This window comes from Georgenia faecalis (genome assembly GCF_003710105.1).
In the GTDB taxonomy this organism is placed as follows: Bacteria; Actinomycetota; Actinomycetes; order Actinomycetales; family Actinomycetaceae; genus Georgenia_A; species Georgenia_A faecalis.
This window is the reverse complement of sequence record NZ_CP033325.1, coordinates 3212952-3233930: the sequence shown is the minus strand read 5'-3', so window position 1 is coordinate 3233930 and position 20979 is coordinate 3212952. Positions and strand designations below refer to the sequence as shown.

Below are 20979 nucleotides of genomic sequence, written 5' to 3'. Positions count from 1 at the left end.
GTCCGCTCAGGCGTGCTTGTCGACCGGCCCGCCGTAGGCCTTGGCGGCCCCGCGCAGCACGAGCCGGCGGGTGACCTCGACGATCGCACCGGAGACCATGGCGAAGGCGATGACCTCGCCCATGCTCACCCCGTGGTCGTCGGGGTCCTTGGGCGGCTCATGGCCGGTGGCGGCCTTCCAGCCCAGGTCGATGACCTTGTGGACGACGGTTCCCGTCACCAGGATCGACGCAGTGCTCAGCAACTTCCACCCGATGTCCATGTCTCTCCGTCCTCGTGGGGTGCTCAAACTATCGGGGCCGCCCGCCCGGTGCACGTCGCCGAACGCCCCGCGCGCGTCGCCGGCCACGCGGTAGGCTCGCCGTGAACGACAGGGGAGCACCACCCGCGAGGGCACGGTGCTGAGAGTGCGGAACGCCGCAGACCCTCGAACCTGCTCCGGTTAGCACCGGCGAAGGGAGTCGGGAATTTCTCTCCCCGTACCCGTGCGTGCACGGGTACGGGCCCTCCTTGCCCACGAGGAGGACGCATGACCACCTACGACACCGCACCACCCGCACGCCGCCGAGGTCCCCTCCGCGTCACCGCCGGCCTGGCCGTCGCGATGCTCGGCCTCGGCGCGTGCAGCACCATCGGCACCGGCGACGCCGCCACCGACGACGCCACCGTGCTCGACGTCGTCACCCACGACTCGTTCACCCTCAGCGACGGGCTCCTCGCCGACTTCGAGGAGGAGACCGGGTACGAGATCCGCCAGGTGGCGCCGGGGGACGCCGGGGCCCTCGTCAACCAGCTCGTCCTCACCAAGGACGCCCCGCTGGGCGACGTCGTCTACGGCATCGACAACGCCTTCGCGGCGCGCGCGGTCGACGAGGGGGTCCTCGACGACTATGTCTCGCCCGACGCGGCGCCCGGGGGCACCTTCGCCGGGGCGCTCACCGCCGTGGACCGCGGCGACGTGTGCATCAACGTCGACCACGAGTGGTTCGCGGCGGCGGGCCTGCCCGAGCCCGTCACGCTCGAGGACCTCACCGACCCGCGGTACGCCGACCTCCTCGTCGTCACCAACCCCGCGACGTCCTCGCCGGGGCTGTCCTTCCTCCTCGCCACGGTCGGCGCGTTCGGCGAGGACGGGTGGGTGGACTACTGGGCGGCGCTGCGGGACAACGGCGTGCGCGTCGTCCCCAGCTGGAGCGACGCCTACTACGTCGACTTCTCCGGGTCGGAGGGCGCGGGCCCGCGGCCCCTGGTGCTGTCCTACGCGTCGTCACCGGCCGCGGAGGTCACCGACGACGGCCCCGCCCCCACCGGCGCGCTGCTCGACACGTGCTTCCGGCAGACGGAGTACGCCGGGGTCCTCGCGGGCGCCGACAACGTCGCCGGCGCGCAGGCCTTCGTCGACTTCCTCCTCAGCACCCCGGTGCAGGAGGACATCCCGGGGCAGATGTACATGTACCCGGTCCTCGAGGGCGCCGCCGTGCCGCCGGGCTGGGCCGAGCACGCCCCGCTGGCGCCCGCCCCGCACGAGGTGGCCCCGGAGGTCATCAGCGCCCACCGCGACACCTGGATCGAGACGTGGACACAGACCGTCCTCGGCTGAGGACCGCTTCCCGGCGGGTCACGCCCGCGCTGGCCTGGACGGCGGCGGCCGGGCTGCCCCTGGCGTTCCTCGGGCTCTTCTTCGCGTACCCGGTCCTCGCCCTCACCTGGCGCGGCCTCGTCGTCGACGGCGGGCTCGACCTCACCGGCGTCGCCGACGTCCTCACCGCCCCGCGGACGTGGCGGCTCCTCGGGCTGACCCTCGCCCAGGGGGCGCTCGGCTCCCTCCTCGCCGTGCTCCTCGGGGTTCCCGGCGCGTACGTGCTCTACCGGTGCCGCTTCCCCGGGCGCGCTCTGGTCCGGGCGTTCGTCACGGTCCCGTTCGTCCTGCCCACGGTCGTCGTGGGCGTCGCGTTCCGGACGCTGCTCGTCGAGGGCGGGCCGCTGGGCTTCCTCGGGCTCGACGGCACGTTCGCGGCCATCGTCGCCGCCCTCGTGTTCTTCAACTACCCGCTCGTCGTGCGGACGGTGGGCGGCATGTGGGAGCGGCTCGACCCGCGTCCCGAGCAGGCGGCCCGCAGTCTCGGGGCACCGCCGTGGCGCGCGTTCGTCACGGTGACGCTGCCCGCGCTGGCCCCGGCGATCGCCTCGGCGGCCGCCGTCGTCTTCCTCTTCTGCGCGACGGCGTTCGGCATCGTCCTCGTCCTCGGCGGCCTGCGGTTCGGCACCATCGAGACCGAGATCTGGGTGCAGACCACGCAGTTCCTCGACCTGCGGGCCGCGGCGGTGCTCTCCGTCGTCCAGCTCGTCGTCATCGCCGGCGCCCTGTGGCTCTCGGCGCGCCTGCGGGCCCGCCGCGAGCGGGCGCTGCACCTGCGGACCGATCCCGCGGCGGCCCAGCCGCTGCGCCTCGTGCGCCGCGGACGCACCGGGCGGCTGCGCCCCGGTGGGGACGCCGTGGCCGCCGCCGTGACCGCCGTCGTCGTCCTCGGGCTCCTTGCCGGCCCGCTCCTTACCCTCCTCGTGCGGTCCTTCCGCACCCCGGACGGGTGGGGCCTGGACCACTACCGGTCCCTGACGACGACGGGTGGGCCGAACACCCTCACGGTCTCGGTCTGGGAGGCGACGGTGAACTCCCTGCGCATCGCCGTCGACGCCACCGTGCTCGCCGTCGTCGTCGGCACGCTCCTCGCGCTCGTCCTGTCCCGGCGGCCCCGGCGGCCCGCCGCCCGGCGCGCCATCGGGGCGCTGGACTCCTTCGTCATGCTGCCGCTGGGCGTCTCGGCGGTGACCGTCGGCTTCGGGTTCCTCATCGCCTTCGACGCCGGGTGGCTCGACCTGCGCACGTCGCCCCTCATCGTCCCCGTCGCCCAGGCGGTGGTCGCCGTCCCGCTCGTCGTGCGGACGGTCCTGCCGGTGCTGCGGGCCATCGACCCGCGCCTGCGCGAGGCCGCCGCCATGCTCGGCGCCGGCCCGGGCCGGGTCCTGCGCACCGTCGACGGCCCGTTCCTCGTGCGGGGGCTCGGCCTGGCGGTGGGGTTCGCGTTCGCCGTCTCGCTGGGCGAGTTCGGGGCGACGTCGTTCCTCGCCCGGCCCGAGAGCCCGACGCTGCCCGTCGTCATCTTCCGGCTCATCGGGCGCCCGGGTGCGGACAACTACGGCATGGCGCTCGCGGCGTCGGTGGTCCTGGCCCTGCTCACGGCGACGGTGATGTCGCTCGCCGAGCGGGCACGCGGGGACAGGACGGGGGAGTGGTGAGCCTGGAGCTGACGGGCGTCGAGGTCCGGTACGGCGCGGCGACGGCGGTCGCCGGCGTGAGCCTGACCGTGCCCGCCGGGGAGGTGCTCGCCCTGCTCGGGCCGTCCGGGTGCGGGAAGTCCTCGCTCCTGCGCGCCGTCGCCGGGCTGGAGCCGCTGGCCGGGGGCCGGGTGCTCTGGGACGGCGAGGACGTGGGGGCCCAGCCGGTGCACCGGCGCGGGTTCGGGCTCATGTTCCAGGACGGCCAGCTCTTCCCGCACCGCGACGTCGCGGGCAACGTCGGCTACGGCCTCGCCGTGGCCGGGGTGCCCCGGGGCGAGCGCGCCGCGCGGGTGGCCGCGCTCCTCGACCTCGTGGGCCTGGCGGGGTACGGCGACCGGAACGTCGCGAGCCTGTCCGGCGGCGAGCAGCAGCGGGTCGCCCTCGCCCGCGCGCTGGCGCCCCGCCCGCGCGTGCTCCTCCTCGACGAGCCGCTGTCCTCCCTGGACCGTTCGCTGCGCGAGCACCTCGCCGGCGAGCTGCGGGACATCCTCGCCGCGGCCGGGACCACCGCCCTGTACGTCACCCACGACCACGACGAGGCGTTCACCGTCGCCACCCGGGTGGCCGTCATGGACGCCGGCCGGGTGCTCCAGGTCGACGCCCCGCCGCGTCTGTGGTCCCGGCCCGTGAGCGAGCGCGTCGCCCGGTTCCTCGGCTTCGGGCCGTTCCTGCCCGCGGAGGTCACCGGCGGGGTGGCGCGGACGGTGCTCGGGGACGTGCCGCTCGGGGACGTGCCGATCACCGGCGGCGCCCGCACCGACGGCGCCTCGGAGGGCGCCCGGGTGCTCGTCGGCCTCGGTCCCCGCGCGGTGGTCCTCGACGACGGCGGTCACGACGTCGAGGTCACCGGGATGCGGTTCCGCCGGGGGAGCACGGAGCTCGCCGTCGTCCTGCCCGACGGGCAGCGGGCGACGGCGCTGGCCGGCACCCTCGCGCGGGCCCCGGGGCGGGTGCGGGTACGGCTGGACCCGGCGGGCGCCGTCGTCGTCCCCGACGGCGCGGCCCGGCGCCGGCAGGGTGACCGGGTGCCGGCCGGGACGCACCACCGGGGGACGGGTGGCTCACCTCGCTAGGCTGGGTGGTCCGAGGGGGTGAGGCTCATGAGTAACGGGACGCAGCTCGTCCTGCTCCTCCTCGTCATCGGCGTCCCGGCGGTGCTCATTGCCCGCTCGACGCGGAAGGTGCGGGCGCCGCAGCAGCGCGCGGAGCGGCTGCGGACGTGGGCCCGGCTGCGCGGCTGGGCCTACCGCGGGGAGGACCCGGGGCTGGTCGGCCGCTGGCAGGTCGCGCCGTTCACCGAGCCCGACCGCTGGGTCGAGGACGCCCTCGTGGGGGAGCACCGCGGCCGGTCGGCCGCCTCCTTCCGGCTGGAGACGGGCGCAGGACCGCGGACGGCGGTGACCCACGTCCTCACCCTCGCCCTGCACCGCCCGGTCCCCGCGGTCCAGCTCGCGACGGCCCAGGGGCCGGTGGCGAGTGACCCCGAGCTCCGGGCGTGCCTGGAGCAGGAGGACGCCGCCGGCATGGCCGTGCGCGCCGTCGGCGGGGAGCTCGTCGGCTGGGTGGCGGGCGAGCCGTTGCTGGGTGCGCTGCTGCCCCGCCTCGACGTCCTCGCGGACGTGGCCGAGCTGCTCGAGCGCTGAGCCTTCGGTTGCGCCGACCGCGCGCGACGGGAAGCCTGGCGAGATGGACCGACGAACGAGCACAACCCCCGGCGGCGGCGTCATGATGCGCCGGCTGAGCGAGGTGAGGCGCGGGCGGCTGCGCTTCGACGTCCGCGACGACGGCCCCATCGACGGGGAGCCCGTCGTCCTCCTCCACGGCTTCCCCCAGGACGGCTCCAGCTGGAACCGCGTGGCGGCCCGCCTCCACGGTGCGGGTCTGCGCACCCTCGCGCCCGACCTGCGCGGCTACTCCGCCGGCGCCCGTCCGCCGCAGCGCGCCGCCTACCGGATGGAGTGGCTGGTCGAGGACCTGCGCGCACTCCTCGACGCCGCGGGCCTCGACCGCGCGCACGTCGTCGGTCACGACTGGGGCGGTGCCCTGGGCTGGGCGGCGGCGTCGGCGATGCCGGAGCGCCTCGCCTCGCTCACTGTCGCCTCCACCCCGCACCCGGCGGCGATGGTGCGGTCGCTGTGGCGCTCGGACCAGGCGCTCCGCTCGTCGTACATGCTCGCGTTCCAGGCGCCCGGCCTGCCGGAGCGCGCGCTCGCCCCGCGGCTCGAGGAGATCCTCGCCGGCAGCGGCCTGCCGGTGGCCGACGCCACCCGGTACGCCGCCCGGATGCGCGAACCCGGAGCCCTCACCGGGGCGCTCAACTGGTACCGCGGCGTGCCGCTCACCCGTCTCCAGACCGGTGACGTCGTCGTGCCGACGACGTACGTGTGGGGTCGGGACGACTTCGCGCTGGGCCGGGTGGCCGCCGAGCTCACCCAGGAGCACGTCCTCGCCCCCTACCGCTTCGTCGACGTCGACGCCGGCCACTGGCTCCCGGAGACGGAGCCCGCCCTGCTCGCCGACGTCATCGCCGACCGCGTCGCCGTCCGCGCCTGACGGGCCGCGCTATCGATGGCGCCCCGGGTCCGCGCCCAGGACACTGAGGCAACCGGACCCCAAGGAGGCGACGTGCTCGGACTTCCTGACGGCGTGCGCGCCTGCCTGTTCGACCTCGACGGGGTCCTCACGCAGACCGCCGGCCTGCACACCCTCGCCTGGACGCGGACGTTCGACGACGTCCTGCGCCAGCACGCGCAGCGCACCGGCACGCCGTACGTCCCGTTCGACCCGGTCGCCGACTACGCCACGTACGTCGACGGCAAGCGACGGGCCGACGGCGTGCGTGACTTCCTCGCCAGCCGGGGCATCCGCCTGCCGCTGGGCACGCCCGAGGACGCCCCCACGTTCGCCACGGTCAACGGGGTGGGCAACCGCAAGAACGCGCTCCTGCTGCAGCTCATCACCGATCGAGGCGTCGAGGTCTTCGAGGGCAGCCGCCGCTACGTCGAGGCGGCGCGCGACGCCGGGCTGCGCCGCGCCGTCGTCTCCAGCAGCGCGAACACGGCCCTCGTCCTGCGGGTGACCGGCCTCGACGCGCTCATGGAGGTGCGGGTCGACGGGACCGTCGCGCGCGAGCTCGGCCTGCCCGGCAAGCCAGCGCCCGACACCTTCCTCGAGGCCGCACGGCAGCTGGGCGTTCCGCCGCGCGAGGCCGCCGTCTTCGAGGACGCCCTCGCCGGGGTGGAGGCCGGGCGGGCCGGCCAGTTCGGGTACGTCGTGGGCGTCGACCGGCTGGGCCAGCGCGAGGCGCTCGCCGAGCACGGCGCCGACGTCGTCGTCGAGGACCTGGCGGAGCTCCGGTGAGCGGCGGGCTGGCGCTGCCGGTCGACCCCTGGATGGTTCGTGAACCGGCCCTCGACCTCGACCAGCTCGGCGTGATGGAGTCGATCTTCGCGCTCTCCAACGGTCACCTCGGCCTGCGGGGCAACCTCGACGAGGGGGAGCCGCACGCGATCGCGGGCACCTACCTCAGCGGCTTCTACGAGCTGCACCCCCTGCCCTACCCCGAGGGCGGGTACGGCTACCCCGAGTCGGGGCAGACGCTGGTCAACGTCACCAACGGCAAGGTGCTGCGCCTCCTCGTCGACGACGAGCCGCTCGACGTGCGGTACGGCACGGTGCTCACGCACGAGCGGGTCCTCGACCTGCGGGCCGGGGTGCTGCGCCGCACGGTCGACTGGGTCTCCCCGGCGGGGCGGCGGGTGATCGTCCGCTCGACCCGGCTCGTGTCCTTCTCCCAGCGTGCCGTGGCGGCCATCAACTACGAGGTGGAGGCCGTCGACGCGCGGGCGCGGATCATCGTCCAGTCCGTGCTCCAGGCCAACGAGGCCCCGCCCGAGGTGGACAGCGCCGACCCCCGCGTGGCCGAGGCGCTCGTGGACCCCCTGGTGGCCGTCGCCCAGGACGAGGAGCAGACCGGCACGGTCCTCGTCCACCGCAGCCGGCACAGCGGGCTCACCATGGCGGCCGGCATGGAGCACGACGTCGAGTGCCCCAACCAGTACGAGCTGGACAAGGACACGCGCCCGGACTGGGCGCGCACCTCGATCGTCACGGTCCTCCAGCCGGGCCAGAGGCTGCGCGTGGTGAAGTACCTCGGCTACGGCTGGTCCAAGTCGCGCACCGTGGGGGCGCTGCGCGACCAGGTGGCGGGCGCCCTGATGAGCGCGCGGTACGCCGGCTGGGACACGCTGGTGCGCGAGCAGCGCGAGTTCCTCGACGACTTCTGGGGGGCGGCCGACGTCGAGATGGACGGGCACCCGGCCATCCAGCAGGCCGTCCGGTTCGGCCTGTTCCAGGTGCTCCAGGCCGGTGCGCGCGCGGAGGGCCGGGCGATCGGTGCCAAGGGCCTGACGGGGACCGGCTACAACGGCCACACGTTCTGGGACATCGAGGGGTTCGTCCTGCCCGTCCTGACCATGACGAAGCCCGATGCCGCCGCGCACGCCCTGCGGTGGCGCGCGTCGACCCTCGACCTGGCGCGCAACCGGGCCGCGACCCTCAACCTCGCCGGTGCCGCCTTCCCGTGGCGGACGATCAACGGCGAGGAGACGTCGGCCTACTGGCCGGCGGGCACCGCGGCGTTCCACATCAACGCCGACATCGCGCGCGCGTTCGAGGAGTACCGGCTGGTCACGGGCGACGAGAGCCTGGAGCGCGAGTGCGGGCTCGAGGTCCTCGTCGAGACGGCGCGCCTGTGGGCCTCCCTGGGGCACCACGACCGGCACGGGCAGTGGCACATCGACGGCGTCACCGGACCGGACGAGTACACCGCGGTCGTCGACGACAACATCTTCACCAACCTCGCGGCCGCGGCCAACCTGCGGGCGGCCGCGGCGGCGTGCGCGCGGCAGCCGGACCTCGCCGCCCGGCTGTCCGTGACCGCCGAGGAGGTCGGGGCGTGGGAGGCCGCGGCCTCCGCGGTGCACCTGCCGCACGACGAGGAGCTGCGGGTGCACCCGCAGTGCTCAGGGTTCACGCGGTTCGCCGAGTGGGACTTCGAGCGGTCGATCGGGAAGTACCCCCTCATGCTCCACGCGCCCTACTTCGAGCTCTACCGCAAGCAGGTGGTCAAGCAGGCGGACCTCGTCCTCGCCATGGACTGGTTCCCCGACGCCTTCACGGACGAGCAGATGGCCCGCAACCTCGACTACTACGAGCGCCGGACCGTGCGGGACTCCTCGCTGTCCGCCAGCACCCAGGCGGTGATGTGCGCGCGGGCCGGTCACCTCGACCTCGCCCACGACTACCTCCACGAGGCGGCCCTCGTCGACCTGCGCAACTTCCAGGGCAACACGGCCCAGGGGTTGCACATCGCCTCGCTCGCCGGCGCGACCACCGCACTCATCAACGGGTTCGGGGGCCTGCGGGAGCACGCCGAGGTGCTCGAGCTCGAACCGGCGCTGCCCGGCTCGGTCACCCGGCTGCGGTTCCGGGTGCGGTGGCACGGGATGGCCCTCCAGACCGAGGTGACGCACGAGGACGTCCGCCTCACCCTCCTCGTCACCGACGGGCAGAGGATGCCGGTGCGCCTGTACGGCGAGGAGCTCACCATCACGGGCCACGCCGAGGTCCGGCGGCCCGTGCGGGTGCGCACCCCGCTGCTGCCGAGGCCGGAGCAGCCGGCTGGCCGCGCTCCGGTGCGGGCGGACGGGGGCGACGGGGAGTGAGCGAGTCATTCCGCCCCGGGCCGCACGCCGGCGTGGCACGATCATTCGTGTGCAAGGCCCGCGGTGAACACTCCTTTCACGTCGCCGTTCCGGACCGCGAGCCTGCGAGTCACTGACCGAGACCCGTAGTTCTCCACAGAACATGACGCGGGCCGTCATGGGAGGCCCGAACGTGGTCCGTCTGCTCGCCCGCTCCGCCGTCATCGTCGCCAGCCTCGCTGCCGTGGGTGCCTCCATGGTCCTCCCTGCGACGGGGGCGACGACCGTCATGCCCGCGGCCGCACCGGAGGGACCAGCTCCGTCGCCCGCGGCCGTTGCGGCCGACTGGAGCACGGCACCGGCCGAGGCCGCCGCCGAGCGGCTCCTCGGCGACGCCGCCGACCAGGTCCGTTTCCTCGCCGAGGAGGCGACGGAGCCCGGCGTCGACCACTACCGCGTCCGGGCCGACGGCGACGTCGTCGCCATCGGCGGCACGACGCCGGCAGTCCTCCTGCGCGGGCTGAACGCCTACCTCGGCGAGGTCGCCGGGGTCAACGTCTCGTGGAACGGCGACAGCCTCAGCCAGGTCGGCGAGCTCCCGCTCCCGGCGGAGGAGATCGTCCAGACCGCCAACGTCTCCCACCGCTTCGCCCTCAACGACACCGACGACGGGTACACCGGCCCGTACCGGACGTGGGAGGACTGGGAGCGCACCATCGACGTGCTCGCCCTCCACGGCATCAACGAGGTCTTCATGCCGGTGGGGGCGGAAGCCGTCTACCTCGACACCTTCACCCGGTTCGGCTACTCCGAGGCCGAGATGCTCGACTGGATCCCGCTGCCGGCCCATCAGCCGTGGTGGCTCCTCCAGAACATGTCCGGCTTTCCCGCCCCCACCCCGCGCACCCTCATCGAGGAGCGCGCGGCGCTCGGCGCGCGGATCGCGGACCGGCTGCGTGAGCTCGGCATGACCCCGGTGCTGCCCGGGTACTTCGGCACCGTGCCCGACGGGTTCGCCGCGCGGAACCCGGGCGCCCGGGTCGTCCCGCAGGGCGGGTGGGTTGGGTTCGAGCGCCCGGGCTGGCTGGACCCCACGGGCGAACCGTTCGCCGCGGTGGCCGAGGCGTTCTACGCCAGCTCCGAGGCACGGTTCGGCGCGTCGTCGATGTACAAGATGGACCTCCTGCACGAGGGCGGGCAGGCGGGCCCGGTCGACGTCCCGGCGGCGAGCCGGGCCGTCGAGACGGCGCTCCGCCGCGCCCACCCGGACGCCATCTGGGCGATCCTCGGGTGGCAGAACAACCCCCGCCCCCAGACCCTCGAGGCCGTCGAACGGTCGCGGATGCTGGTCCTCGACGGGCTCTCCGACCGTTACACGGGCCTCGACCGCGAGGCGACCTGGGCCGGCACTCCCTACGCCTTCGGCGCGATCTGGAACTTCGGCGGCCACACCACCATGGGCGCCAACATGAGCGTGTGGAACGAGCGCTACTGGGACTGGCTGGCCAAGGACTCCAGCGCCCTCGACGGTATCGCCGTGCTCCCCGAGGCCAGCGACAACAACCCCGTGGCCCTCGACTTCCTCACGGCACTGCCCTGGCAGGACGGACCCCAGGACATGCCGGACGCCTACGCCGACTGGGCGGCCCGGCGCTACGGCGGCGAGGACGAGTCCGCCGCCCGGGCCTGGCAGCACCTGGGTGCCACCGCCTACGCGATGCCCGCGGGGGAGTGGAGCGAGGCCCAGGACGGCCTGTTCGGCGCACAGCCGAGCCTCACCGTGGGGACGGCGGCAGCGTGGTCGCCGGACTACCAGCGCTACGACGCGGTCGAGCTCGCGCAGGCCCTGCCGGCGCTCCTCGACGTCGCCCCCGAGCTGCGCGGCTCGAGCGCCTACCGCTACGACCTCATGGACACCGCTCGGCAGGTGCTCTCCAACCAGAGCCGGGTGCTCCTGCCGCAGATCAAGCGCGCGTACGACGAGGGCGACCTGGCGGTGTTCCGGGAGCTCACCGGCCGCTGGGACGAGGCGCTCACCCTCCTCGACCGCGTGACGGCGACCAATCCGCAGACCATGCTCGGCCCGTGGCTCGCCGACGCGCGCGCCTGGGGCCGGGACGAGGCGCACGCCGACGCGTTCGAGTTCGACGCGCGCACCCTCGTCACCGTCTGGGCTCCCCGGGCCGGCGCCGAGGCCGGCCTACGCGACTACGCCAACCGGGAGTGGTCCGGCCTCATCAGCACGTACTACGCGCCGCGCTGGCGCACCTACTTCGCCGAGCTCGAGGCGGCCCTCGTCGACGGCCGTGCGCCCGCCGCGATCGACTGGTTCGCGGTCGGTGACGCGTGGACGCGGCGGACCGACCCGCTGCCGACGGAGCCCACCGGCGACGTCCACGCCGTCGCGGGTGAGATCGTCGACTTCCTGCGCGAGGACCCGTCGCCGCTGACACCGACCGTCACGGTCGAGCCGGCCGCCGTCACCCCGTCGGAGCCTGTCGTCGTCGAGGTCTCCCTCGACAACGTCCACCCCTTCTCCGCGGCCACCGGCGTGACGCTCGACCTCGCCGCCCCTGCGGGGCTCGCGGTGCGGGCGCTGGGCGAGGCCGGGCCCGCCACCGTCCCGCCCGGCGGTGAGCTCACCGCGCGCTTCGAGGTCACGCTCTCCGACCCCGCAGCCGTGGACGCGGTGGTCGCCGCGCTCGAGGCGGGTGCCCGCTACGAGATGGAGGCTGCGCCGTACCGGACGTCGACGACGGCCCGCATCATGACCGCCGACGGCGTTACGCCGCCGAACCGCACGTTCTCCGCCAACGGCGCGCTGTTCGGTCAGCGCGACGACGAGTACGCGATCATCGGGGGCGGCTCGGACCTGTGGGGGCCCACGAACCAGTTCGGGGCGATCTACCGGGACCTCGCCCTCGGCTCCGGCGACTCGGCGACCACCGAGGTGCTCAGCCAGGACGTCACCGGGCCGTGGGCGCGCGCCGGTCTCCTCGTCCGCGACGAGATGGCCTCGGGGACGAGCCGGGGCTTCCTCAACCTCGCCCTCACGCCCGCCAACGGGTGCGTCTTCTCGTGGGACGGCAACGCGGACGGCCAGCTGGAGTCCTTCACCAACGACCGGTCCTTCTCCGGCAGTGCTCACCTGCGCATCACCCGGGAGGGCATGCAGTTCGTCGGGGAGTGCAGCACGGACGGCGAGGCCTGGACGCGCGTGGGTGCGGCGACCGTCCCGGCCGCGGAACGCTCCGACGTTGGCCTCTTCATGACCGCCGCGGGCAGCGGCCGGGGGCTGGCCCAGTTCGCCGGGTTCGCCACGCCGGGAGCCCTGACGCCGGTGGCGCCGGCCGCCGGGACCCACTACCTGTCCGACCTGCCCTTCCTCACCGCGACCGCTGAGCTGGGGCCGTGGGAGCGGGACATGCACAACGGGGAGTCGGCCGCCGGGGACGGCGGCGCGCTGCGGCTGGATGGCACCACGTACGACAAGGGGCTGGGCACCAACGCCGACGCCGAGGCCGAGTTCTTCCTCGGCGGCGTCTGCACCCGGTTCTCCTCGCTGGTGGGCATCGACGACACGATGGACCGCGACGACGCCGAGGGTGACGTCACGGTCGAGGTGTGGGCGGACGGCGACCGGGTGTTCGCCAGCGACGTCGTCCGGGGCGGGGAGGATCCGCGGGCCGTCGACGTCGACGTCACGGGGGCGCGGACGCTGCGCCTCGTCGTCGACCACGCGGACGCCAACAACTTCTGGGACCGGACGAACTGGGCCGACGCCCGCCTGGAGTGCGTGGAGGATGTCGAGGAGCCGCCGACGGAGCCGACGGAGCCGCCGACGACGGAGCCGCCGACGACGGAGCCGCCGACGACGGAGCCGCCGACGACGGAGCCGCCGACGACGGAGCCGCCGACCACGGAGCCGCCGACCACGGAGCCGCCGACCACGGAGCCGCCGACCACGGAGCCGCCGACCACGGAGCCGCCGACCACGGAGCCGCCGACCACCGAGCCGCCGACCACCGAGCCGCCGACCACCGAGCCGCCGACCACCGAGCCGCCGACCACCGAGCCGCCGACCACCGAGCCGCCCACGACGGAACCGACGGCCGGTCCCACGACGGCCGAGCCCCAGGGTGACCCGACGGGTGACCCGACAGGTGACCCGACGGGCGGGGCGGGCCCGGACCCGGCGGGGCCTCCCTCGGGAGGGGCCGGGCCGGGCGGTGACCTGCCGGACACCGGGGCGGACGGGGCCACGCCGCTGCTGGCTGCGCTCAGCCTGGTCCTGCTCGGCGCCCTCGTGGTCCTCGCGCTCCGGCGTCGTACCCTCGCCTAGTGGCTCCGGAGAGCGAGGAGACCGGCACCGCCGGCAGTGGGGTGCCGGAGACCCCGGCCACGGCGGCGCTCGCGGCCTCCGGGCTGCGGTACACCGTCACCGCGCACGGCCTGGTCAGGAGCCTCGACGAGGCCGCGGCAGCCCGTGGGGTGGACCCGTCGGCGATCATCAAGACGCTCGTCGTACGGCGCGGCGAGGACGACTACCTCTTCGTCCTCGTCCCGGGCGACCGGTCGATCTCCTGGCCCAAGCTCCGCGCGCTGCTCGGGGTGAACCGCTTGTCCATGCCCGACGCCGCGACGGCCCGGGACGTCACCGGGTACGAGCGCGGGACGATCACCCCGTTCGGCGCGACGCGCGCCTGGCCGGTGATCGCGGACGAGCGGGTACGCGGCGCCGTCTCGATCGGCGCGGGAGCGTTCGGCGTCGCCGCGACCGTCGACGGCGACGCGCTGGTCGCCGCGCTCGGGGCGCGGCGGGCCGACGTCACCGACCCGCTCTAGCGCTCCGTGCGCTAGCCCTCGCGCGCGGCGTAGCCGTCGGTGAGCCCCTGGGTGAGCGACGCGACGAACGAGGGGACCTCGCCCGCGGGCAGCCGGAACGTCCCCATGCAGGAGCCGTCCTGCCACAGCGAGAGGACGACGACGCCCGCCTCGTGGTGCCAGGAGGCGCGCAGGCACCGGCCCCCGCCGCGCTCGTCGACGAAGACCTCGCCCCGGGTGGGCAACGCTGCGATGCGTCCCATCGGTCCATCATGCGCTCGCCGGGCGGGCGTTGACCAGGGGGTGCCGGCCCCGGGAACGGGTAGGGCCCCCGAGCTCCGTGGAGTCTCGGGGGCCCTACCGGTCGCTCGGGTCAGCTGCAGCCGCTGGTGGAGCCGCAGCCCTCGCAGACGTAGCAGGAGCCGGCCGGGCGCATCTTGATCCCGCAGGACATGCACAGCGGGGCGTCCGCCGTCTGGCCCTGCTGGAGCTCGAAGAGCTCGGCGGAGGAGTGCACCTGGCCGGAGGTCACCAGGCGGGCACCGGGGGCCGGGGCCGCCGCGCCGCTCACCGACGGGCTGTTCGCCGACGGGCTGCTCGCCGACGGGTTCGGGGCGCTCGGCGCGGCCGGAGCCGGAGCCGGGGCCTCGGGGGCCGCCTCGGCCTGCTCGCCGGCGGACTGGGAGAACGACTCCAGCTCGGCGGCGTCGTCGGCCTCGTACGAACCGGTCTCGGCGTACCGGGTCCGCTCCGCCGTCGTGTAGATGCCCAGCCCCGCGCGGGTCTCGTAGGGCAGGTAGTCCAGGGCGAGGCGCCGGAAGATGTAGTCCATGATCGACTGCGCCATCCGGATGTCGGAGTCGTCGGTGAGGCCGGCCGGCTCGAAGCGCAGGTTGGTGAACTTCTGCACGTACGTCTCCAGCGGCACCCCGTACTGCAGGCCGATCGACACCGCGATGGAGAAGGCGTCCATGACGCCGGCCAGCGTGGAGCCCTGCTTGCCCAGCTTGAGGAACACCTCGCCGAGGCCGTTGTCGGGGTAGGACCCGGCCGTCATGTAGCCCTCGGCGCCGCCGATCTTGAACGACGTCGTGAGGGACGGGCGGGCCTTGGGCAGGCGTCGGCGTGTCGGGCGGGCGTGCTCCGCCGCGGGCGCCGCGACCGCCTTCTCGACGGCCTTCTCGGCCACTGCCTCGACGGCCTTGTCGGCCGTCTTCGCCTTGGAGTCGGACAGCGGCTGGCCGACCTTGCAGTTGTCGCGGTAGACGGCGAGCGCCTTGAGGCCGAGCTTCCAGCCCTGGAAGTAGACGTTCTCGATCTCCTCGATGGTCGCCGTCTCGGGGAGGTTGACCGTCTTGGAGATGGCACCGGAGAGGAACGGCTGGACGGCCGCCATCATGTTGACGTGGCCCATGGGGGCGATGGACCGCTTGCCCATGGCGCAGTCGAAGATCTCGTAGTGCTCGAGGGCGAGGCCGGGGGCGTCGACGACGTGGCCGTGCTCGGCGATGTACTCGACGATCGCCTCGATGGTCTCCTCGGCGTACCCGAGGCGGCGCAGCGCGCGGGGCACCGTCTGGTTGACGATCTGCATGGAGCCGCCGCCGACGAGCTTCTTGAACTTCACCAGCGAGAAGTCGGGCTCGATGCCGGTGGTGTCGCAGTCCATCATGAAGCCGATGGTGCCCGTGGGGGCCAGGACGCTGGCCTGGGCGTTGCGCCAGCCGTTGGCCTCGCCGATGGTGATGCCCGTGAGCCACTGCTCGGTGGCCGCCGTCTGGATGGCGGAGTCCATCTCGTCGAGGGGGCGGAGCTCGTCGTTCGCGGCGGCGTGCTTGCGCATGACCCGCTGGTGGGCGGTGGCGTTGCGGGCGTAGCCGTCGTAGGGGCCGACGGCGCCGGCGAGCTCGGCGGAGCGGCGGTAGGCCGCACCCGTCATGAGCGAGGTGAGGGCGGCGGCGAGCTGGCGCCCGCCCTCGGAGTCGTAGCCGTGGCCGGTCGCCATGAGCAGCGCGCCGAGGTTGGCGTAGCCGATGCCGAGCTGACGGAAGGCGCGGGTCGTCTCGCCGATCGCCTCGGTGGGGAAGTCGGCGAAGCAGATGGAGATGTCCATCGCCGTGATGACGATCTCGACGGTCTTGACGAAGCGCTCGACGTCGAAGGTGTCGTCCTCGCGGAGGAAGGCGAGGAGGTTGAGCGAGGCGAGGTTGCACGAGGAGTTGTCGAGGTGCATGTACTCGCTGCAGGGGTTCGACGCGTTGATCCGCCCCGACTCGGGGCTGGTGTGCCAGTCGTTGATGGTGTCGTCGTACTGCAGACCCGGGTCCGCGCACTCCCACGCCGCCTGGGAGATCTTGCGGAAGAGCGCCTTGGCGTCGACCGTCTCGACGACCCGGCCGTCGGTGCGGGCCTTGAGGCCGAAGCTGGTGCCGGACTCGACGGCGCGCATGAACTCGTCGGAGACGCGCACCGAGTTGTTGGCGTTCTGGTACTGGACGGAGACGATGTCGCGCCCGCCGAGGTCCATGTCGTACCCGGCCTCGCGCAGGGCGCGGATCTTGCCCTCCTCGCGGGCCTTGGTCTCGATGAAGTCCTCGATGTCGGGGTGGTCGACGTCGAGGACGACCATCTTGGCCGCGCGCCGGGTGGCGCCCCCGGACTTGATGGTCCCGGCGGAGGCGTCGGCGCCCCGCATGAAGGAGATGGGGCCCGAGGCGGTGCCGCCGGAGGAGAGGAGCTCCTTGGAGGACCGGATCCGCGAGAGGTTGAGGCCCGCGCCGGAGCCGCCCTTGAAGATGAGGCCCTCCTCGCGGTACCAGTTGAGGATCGAGTCCATCGAGTCGTCGACGTTGAGGATGAAGCAGGCGCTCACCTGCTGCGGGCTCGCCGTGCCGACGTTGAACCACACCGGGGAGTTGAAGGAGAAGACCTGGTGCAGGAGCATCCAGGTGAGCTCGTGCTCGAAGACCTCCGCGTCGGCGTCCGAGGCGAAGTAGCCGTTGTCCTTGCCCGCCTTGGTGTAGGTGAGCACGACGCGGTCGATGAGCTGCTTGAGGCTGCGCTCGCGGGTGCTGGCCCCCATGGCGCCACGGAAGTACTTGGTCGTGACGATGGTCGCCGCGTTCTGGGACCAGAAGTCCGGGAACTCGACGCCCTCCTGCGAGAAGATGGTCTCGCCGCTCTTCCAGTTCGTCTGGACGATGTCACGCCGCCCCCACGTCACCTCGTCGTACGGGTGCGAGCCGGGCGTGGTGAACACGCGCTCGACCGTGAGCCCGCGACGGGCGGCGCGGTTCTTCTGCTTCGCCTGCGGCGTGATGGACATGGGGGTCTCCTTCGATGACGTGCGTCGGTGCGAAGCCCATACTTCCACGGATGTAACCCAACATCTAGCCCCTTCGGCCCGCGTCCGGCCCTACATGTTGTGGTCCTGGCGACGCGCCGCCCGCAGCCCCCGCGCGACCTGCGCAAACGTCCCGGGAGGGGCGAGCGCGCCGCGCGACGGCCCGGCGTGTCGCAGCACCGGGCGTGTCGCGACGCTCAGGCGGGGTGTGCGCTCGCCGGGCCGAACGCCGCCCGCACGCTCGCCCGGCGCAGGGCCGCCAGCACCGGCCGGCCGAGCAGCGCGACCCCCACGGCCGTCGTCACGGCCCGCCCCAGGTCCCAGCCCAGCGACGTCGTCACGCTGTAGAGCGCGAACCGCGAGAGGTTCTCGGCGAGTGGTGCGCCCGCCTCGAAGGACAGCCCGGTGCCGGCCCCCAGCTGGAAGGGCCAGAAGGAGAGGTTCATCGCGACGCCGTAGAGGACCGCGGCGACCGCGCCGTAGGCGGCGAGCGCGGCGAGCTCGACGCGGCCGCGCAGCCGGCGGGGCAGCAGCCCGGCCCCGAGCCCGAGCCAGGACGCGCCGAGCATCTGGAACGGCAGCCACGGGCCGACACCGCCGGTGAGGAGCGCCGAGGCGACCATGGTCGTGGAGCCGAGGACGAAGCCGAACCCCGGACCGAAGACCCGCCCGCCGAGGAGCATGACGACGAAGACGGTCTCCACGCCGCCGGTCCCCGCCGCGAGGGGCCGCAGCACCGCGCCGACGGCGGACAGCAGCCCGAGCATGGCGATGGCCTTGACGTCGATGCCGCCGTCGTTGACGGCGACGAGGAAGACGGCGAGGACCCCCACGAGCACCACGCCGAGGACGAGGGGGGCCTGGGTGCCCGCGGCCAGGGCGCTGGTGGCGCCGACGAGCAGCGGCCAGCCGAAGGCGAGGAGCCCGACGACCGAGGTGAGGGCGAGGGCGAGCGCGGTCCGGCGGCTCAGGGGCACGGCGTCGACCGCCGGGACGGGCCCCACCGTCGGTGCGGCGGCCGTCCCCGGCGTCCGGGCGGGGGCCGCGCTCACGCCGGCACCTCGAGGGCGGTGCGGACGGCGTCGACGGTGAGGAGGTCGAGGGGGGCGAGGATCTTCGCCACCTGCGGCGCGAACGTCGGCGAGGAGGCGAGCACGTCCCGGGTGCCGCCGTCGGCGATGACCTCCCCGCCGGCGAGGACGACCACCCGGGTCGCGCACCGGGCGACGAACTCGACGTCGTGGCTGGACAGCAGCACCGCGCGGCCCTGCCCCGCGAGCTCGGCGAGGACGGCGGCGAGGCGGCGCTTGGCGGCGTAGTCGAGGCCGCGGGTGGGCTCGTCGAGGAGGACGAGCCGGGGCGCGGCGGTGAGCTGGACCGCCAGCGCGACGGCGAGGCGCTGCCCCTCGGAGAGGTCGGCCGGGTGCGTGGCGGCCGGGACGCCGGGGGCGAGCCGCTCGAGGATCGCGGCGGCCGTGCCGGGCGCGGCGCCGGCGTGGGCGTCCGCGTCGGCGCACTCCTGCGCGACCGTGGGCAGGTAGAGCAGGTCGCCCGGGGACTGCGGGACGAGGCCGACGTGCCGACGGGCCTGCCCGGGGCGCAGTGCGGCGGGGTCGACGTCGCCGACCCGGACCGTGCCGCGCGTGCGGGGACCCTGCCCCTGGAGCGCCCACAGGAGCGAGGACTTCCCGGCGCCGTTGCGGCCCATGAGCGCGACGACGTCGCCCGCGGCGAGGGTGAGGTCCACGCCGCGGACGGCGTGGGTGCGGTCGTGGTGGACGTGGACGTCGCGGGCGACGAGGACCTCGCTCGCGCCCGTCCCGGGGGGCCGGCCGGTGGCGGCAGGCCTGCTGGCCCCGTCGGCCCCGCCGGCGGTGAGGCGGGCCCGCAGCGGGCCCGCCTGGCGCCGGGCGTCGCGGACCGACAGGGGGAGCGGGGACCAGCCCGCCAGCCGCCCGAGCTCGACGATGGGCGGCGCCACGGGCGCGGTGGCGAGGACCGTGGCGGGGTCGCCGGAGGTCGCCGTGCCGTCGGCGGACAGGGAGACGACGCGGTCGGCAAACTGGACGACCCGCTCGAGGCGGTGCTCGGCGAGGAGGACGGTGACGCCGAGGTCGTGGACCAGGCGGGCGAGGGCGGCGAGGACGTCCTCGGCGGCGGCCGGGTCGAGCGCCGACGTCGGCTCGTCGAGGACGAGGACGCGCGGCTGGGCGGTGAGGACGGCCCCGATGGCCACCCGCTGCTGCTCGCCGCCGGAGAGGTCGGCGAGCGGGCGGTCGCGCACCCCCCCGAGCCCGAGCAGGTCGATGACGTCCTCGACGCGGGTGCGCATGGTCGGCGCGGGCACGCCGAGCTGCTCCATGGCGTAGGCGAGCTCCTCCTCCACGGTGTCGGCGACGAACCCCGCGACGGGGTCCTGGCCGACGACGCCGACGACGTCGGCGAGGTCCCGGGGCAGGGACGTGCGGGTGTCACGCCCCGCGACGACGACCCGGCCGGTGAGCAGCCCGCCGGTGAAGTGGGGGACCCGGGCGCAGACGGCGCCGAGCAGCGTCGACTTGCCCGACCCCGTGGGGCCGACGACGAGGCACAGCTCGCCCTCCTCGACCTCCATGGTCACGCCGCGCAGGGCGGGCCGCGTGGCGCCGGCGTAGGTGACCGAGAGGTCCTCGACGCGGATCATCGGCCCTCCGGGCGCAGTGCAGCGGGGACGGCGGCGAGCAGGACGCACGCGAGGGCGGCGGGCGGCACCGGTGGCCAGGTGAGGGCGTTCGGCGCGAAGGCGGCCGGGTCGAGCGCCGCGGCGACGGCGATACCGAGCCCGGCGAGGACCCCGCACCCGGCGACGACGCTCTCGTGGGCGCGCCACGGGTCCGGGCGGTAGCGGGTGCGGTGCACGCGCCTGCCCGCCGCGCGGGCGGCGAGCACGGCGACGACGCCAGCGACGACGAGCAGCGGCGCGCCCAGCCACCCGGGGCTCGTCCCGTCGAGCAGGCCGTAGGTGCCGAGGACGGCGGCGACGAGGGCGACGAGCAGCGCGGCGGCAACCCGGGCGTCGCTCGTGCCGGGCAGGGTGCGGGCGTAGCCGCGGGAGTCCATGGACCCGGCGAGCGCGAGGGACCGGTCGAGCGCGTCGGTGAGGACGGGCTGGACGCAGGCGAGGACGGCGCGGGGGCCGCGGGCGACGTCCCCGCGCAGCCGCTGCGCCCGGCGCACGCGGGCGACGGAGCTGACGAGCTGGGGCGTCACCGTCACGGCGATGACGACGGCGGTGCCGATGTGGTGGAGGGAGGCGGGCAGCACCCGCAGGGCGCGCTTGGGGTTGGCGAGCGCGTTCGCCGCGCCGAAGCACGCGAGGAGCGCGGCGAGGGCGAGCCCGCCGTAGACCGCGGCGAGGAGCCCCCCGAGGTGGACGCGCCCGAGGAGCGTGATCCCGGCGGCCCAGGGCAGGTCGATGCGGGGCAGGTCGAGGACGACGGGTCCGCCGGCCTTGAGCCCGACGAGCACGTGGAAGACGACGCGGAAGGCGATGACGCACGCCCCGAGCACGAGGTAGGCCGGGAAGGCGCGCGCCCAGGGCGAGTCGTCGCGGCGGGCCATGACGACGAGCACGACCGCGGCGAGCAGGAGCAGGACGACGAGCGGGTTCGACGTCCGCGTGGTCGCCAGCGCGAGGCCCATCGCCCACGCCCACCACGCGAGCGGGTGGACGGGCCGCGGCGCCGCCGGCGCCGGGCCGCGGGCCACCCGCGTGGTGGACGTGGTCACG

15 protein-coding genes and 1 riboswitch are annotated in these 20979 nt (G+C 74.7%); of the genes, 9 read left to right on the top strand and 6 right to left on the bottom strand.

All coding sequences use genetic code 11. From position 1 onward, the window contains the following. Positions 1 to 6 precede the first annotated feature (6 nt). Positions 7 to 261 (bottom strand): DUF4235 domain-containing protein, encoded by a 255-nt coding sequence (locus EBO36_RS14205; RefSeq protein ID WP_122825185.1) that lies wholly within the window; start codon positions 259 to 261, stop codon positions 7 to 9. 100 nt (positions 262 to 361) lie between these two features. Then, positions 362 to 476, top strand: a riboswitch (TPP riboswitch). Positions 477 to 528: 52 nt separating this feature from the next. Between EBO36_RS14205 and EBO36_RS14200 the strand changes: the two genes are divergently transcribed. The 9 genes from EBO36_RS14200 to EBO36_RS14160 all read left to right on the top strand — a co-directional run bounded on the left by EBO36_RS14200 (position 529) and on the right by EBO36_RS14160 (position 13888). Continuing rightward, positions 529 to 1599 carry a thiamine ABC transporter substrate-binding protein gene (locus EBO36_RS14200; RefSeq protein ID WP_122825184.1) on the top strand — a complete coding sequence of 357 codons (1071 nt, stop codon included), beginning with the start codon at positions 529 to 531 and terminating at the stop codon, positions 1597 to 1599. Next, a complete protein-coding gene (locus tag EBO36_RS14195) occupies positions 1575 to 3296 on the top strand; it encodes an ABC transporter permease (protein ID WP_387966846.1) in 1722 nt (573 codons plus the stop codon). Before EBO36_RS14200 ends, EBO36_RS14195 begins: the two co-directional genes overlap by 25 nt. After that, a complete protein-coding gene (locus tag EBO36_RS14190; RefSeq protein ID WP_122825702.1) occupies positions 3293 to 4411 on the top strand; it encodes an ABC transporter ATP-binding protein in 1119 nt (372 codons plus the stop codon). The genes EBO36_RS14195 and EBO36_RS14190 overlap by 4 nt, the downstream gene beginning before the upstream one ends. Positions 4412 to 4438: 27 nt before the next feature. After that, positions 4439 to 4981 carry a hypothetical protein gene (locus EBO36_RS14185; protein WP_122825183.1) on the top strand — a complete coding sequence of 181 codons (543 nt, stop codon included), beginning with the start codon at positions 4439 to 4441 and terminating at the stop codon, positions 4979 to 4981. Positions 4982 to 5024: 43 nt separating this feature from the next. Further along, the gene (locus EBO36_RS14180; protein WP_338142435.1) at positions 5025 to 5891 is read left to right on the top strand and encodes an alpha/beta fold hydrolase; all 867 of its coding nucleotides are present in this window, start codon (positions 5025 to 5027) and stop codon (positions 5889 to 5891) included. Between the two features lie 72 nt (positions 5892 to 5963). Then, positions 5964 to 6698: an HAD family hydrolase gene (locus tag EBO36_RS14175; RefSeq protein WP_122825182.1), complete on the top strand. Its 735-nt coding sequence runs from the start codon at positions 5964 to 5966 to the stop codon at positions 6696 to 6698. Positions 6699 to 6730: 32 nt separating this feature from the next. Next, entirely contained in the window at positions 6731 to 9064 is a 2334-nt protein-coding gene (locus EBO36_RS14170) for a glycoside hydrolase family 65 protein (RefSeq protein WP_122825699.1), read from the top strand. Between the two features lie 157 nt (positions 9065 to 9221). Continuing rightward, on the top strand, positions 9222 to 13385 hold the full coding sequence (locus EBO36_RS14165; RefSeq protein WP_164471489.1) for an alpha-N-acetylglucosaminidase TIM-barrel domain-containing protein: 4164 nt from the start codon (positions 9222 to 9224) through the stop codon (positions 13383 to 13385). Beyond that, the gene (locus tag EBO36_RS14160) at positions 13385 to 13888 is read left to right on the top strand and encodes an aminoacyl-tRNA deacylase (RefSeq protein ID WP_387966842.1); all 504 of its coding nucleotides are present in this window, start codon (positions 13385 to 13387) and stop codon (positions 13886 to 13888) included. The genes EBO36_RS14165 and EBO36_RS14160 overlap by 1 nt, the downstream gene beginning before the upstream one ends. 11 nt (positions 13889 to 13899) lie before the next feature. On the opposite strand, the gene EBO36_RS14155 is transcribed toward EBO36_RS14160, so the two are convergent. From EBO36_RS14155 to EBO36_RS14135, 5 genes are all read right to left on the bottom strand, one after another. Then, on the bottom strand, positions 13900 to 14130 hold the full coding sequence (locus EBO36_RS14155) for a hypothetical protein (RefSeq protein WP_122825180.1): 231 nt from the start codon (positions 14128 to 14130) through the stop codon (positions 13900 to 13902). 110 nt (positions 14131 to 14240) lie between these two features. Next, a complete protein-coding gene (locus EBO36_RS14150) occupies positions 14241 to 17192 on the bottom strand; it encodes a vitamin B12-dependent ribonucleotide reductase (protein WP_122825179.1) in 2952 nt (983 codons plus the stop codon). A gap of 215 nt (positions 17193 to 17407) precedes the next feature. After that, positions 17408 to 18262 carry an ECF transporter S component gene (locus EBO36_RS14145; protein WP_244925299.1) on the bottom strand — a complete coding sequence of 285 codons (855 nt, stop codon included), beginning with the start codon at positions 18260 to 18262 and terminating at the stop codon, positions 17408 to 17410. Continuing rightward, positions 18259 to 19893 (bottom strand): ABC transporter ATP-binding protein, encoded by a 1635-nt coding sequence (locus EBO36_RS14140; protein ID WP_122825178.1) that lies wholly within the window; start codon positions 19891 to 19893, stop codon positions 18259 to 18261. Before EBO36_RS14140 ends, EBO36_RS14145 begins: the two co-directional genes overlap by 4 nt. Further along, complete coding sequence (locus EBO36_RS14135) at positions 19890 to 20978, bottom strand: CbiQ family ECF transporter T component (protein WP_122825177.1); 1089 nt, start codon at positions 20976 to 20978, stop codon at positions 19890 to 19892. The genes EBO36_RS14140 and EBO36_RS14135 overlap by 4 nt, the downstream gene beginning before the upstream one ends. Between the last annotated feature and the right edge of the window lies 1 nt (position 20979).

Coding starts and splice junctions, on each gene's coding strand:
- EBO36_RS14155 (WP_122825180.1), bottom strand. CDS start 14,130: ATGGGACGCATCGCAGCGTTGCCCACCCGGGGCGAGGTCTTCGTCGAC.
- EBO36_RS14170 (WP_122825699.1), top strand. CDS start 6,731: ATGGTTCGTGAACCGGCCCTCGACCTCGACCAGCTCGGCGTGATGGAG.
- EBO36_RS14165 (WP_164471489.1), top strand. CDS start 9,222: ATGGGAGGCCCGAACGTGGTCCGTCTGCTCGCCCGCTCCGCCGTCATC.
- EBO36_RS14140 (WP_122825178.1), bottom strand. CDS start 19,893: ATGATCCGCGTCGAGGACCTCTCGGTCACCTACGCCGGCGCCACGCGG.
- EBO36_RS14205 (WP_122825185.1), bottom strand. CDS start 261: ATGGACATCGGGTGGAAGTTGCTGAGCACTGCGTCGATCCTGGTGACG.
- EBO36_RS14180 (WP_338142435.1), top strand. CDS start 5,025: ATGGACCGACGAACGAGCACAACCCCCGGCGGCGGCGTCATGATGCGC.
- EBO36_RS14185 (WP_122825183.1), top strand. CDS start 4,439: ATGAGTAACGGGACGCAGCTCGTCCTGCTCCTCCTCGTCATCGGCGTC.
- EBO36_RS14150 (WP_122825179.1), bottom strand. CDS start 17,192: ATGTCCATCACGCCGCAGGCGAAGCAGAAGAACCGCGCCGCCCGTCGC.
- EBO36_RS14200 (WP_122825184.1), top strand. CDS start 529: ATGACCACCTACGACACCGCACCACCCGCACGCCGCCGAGGTCCCCTC.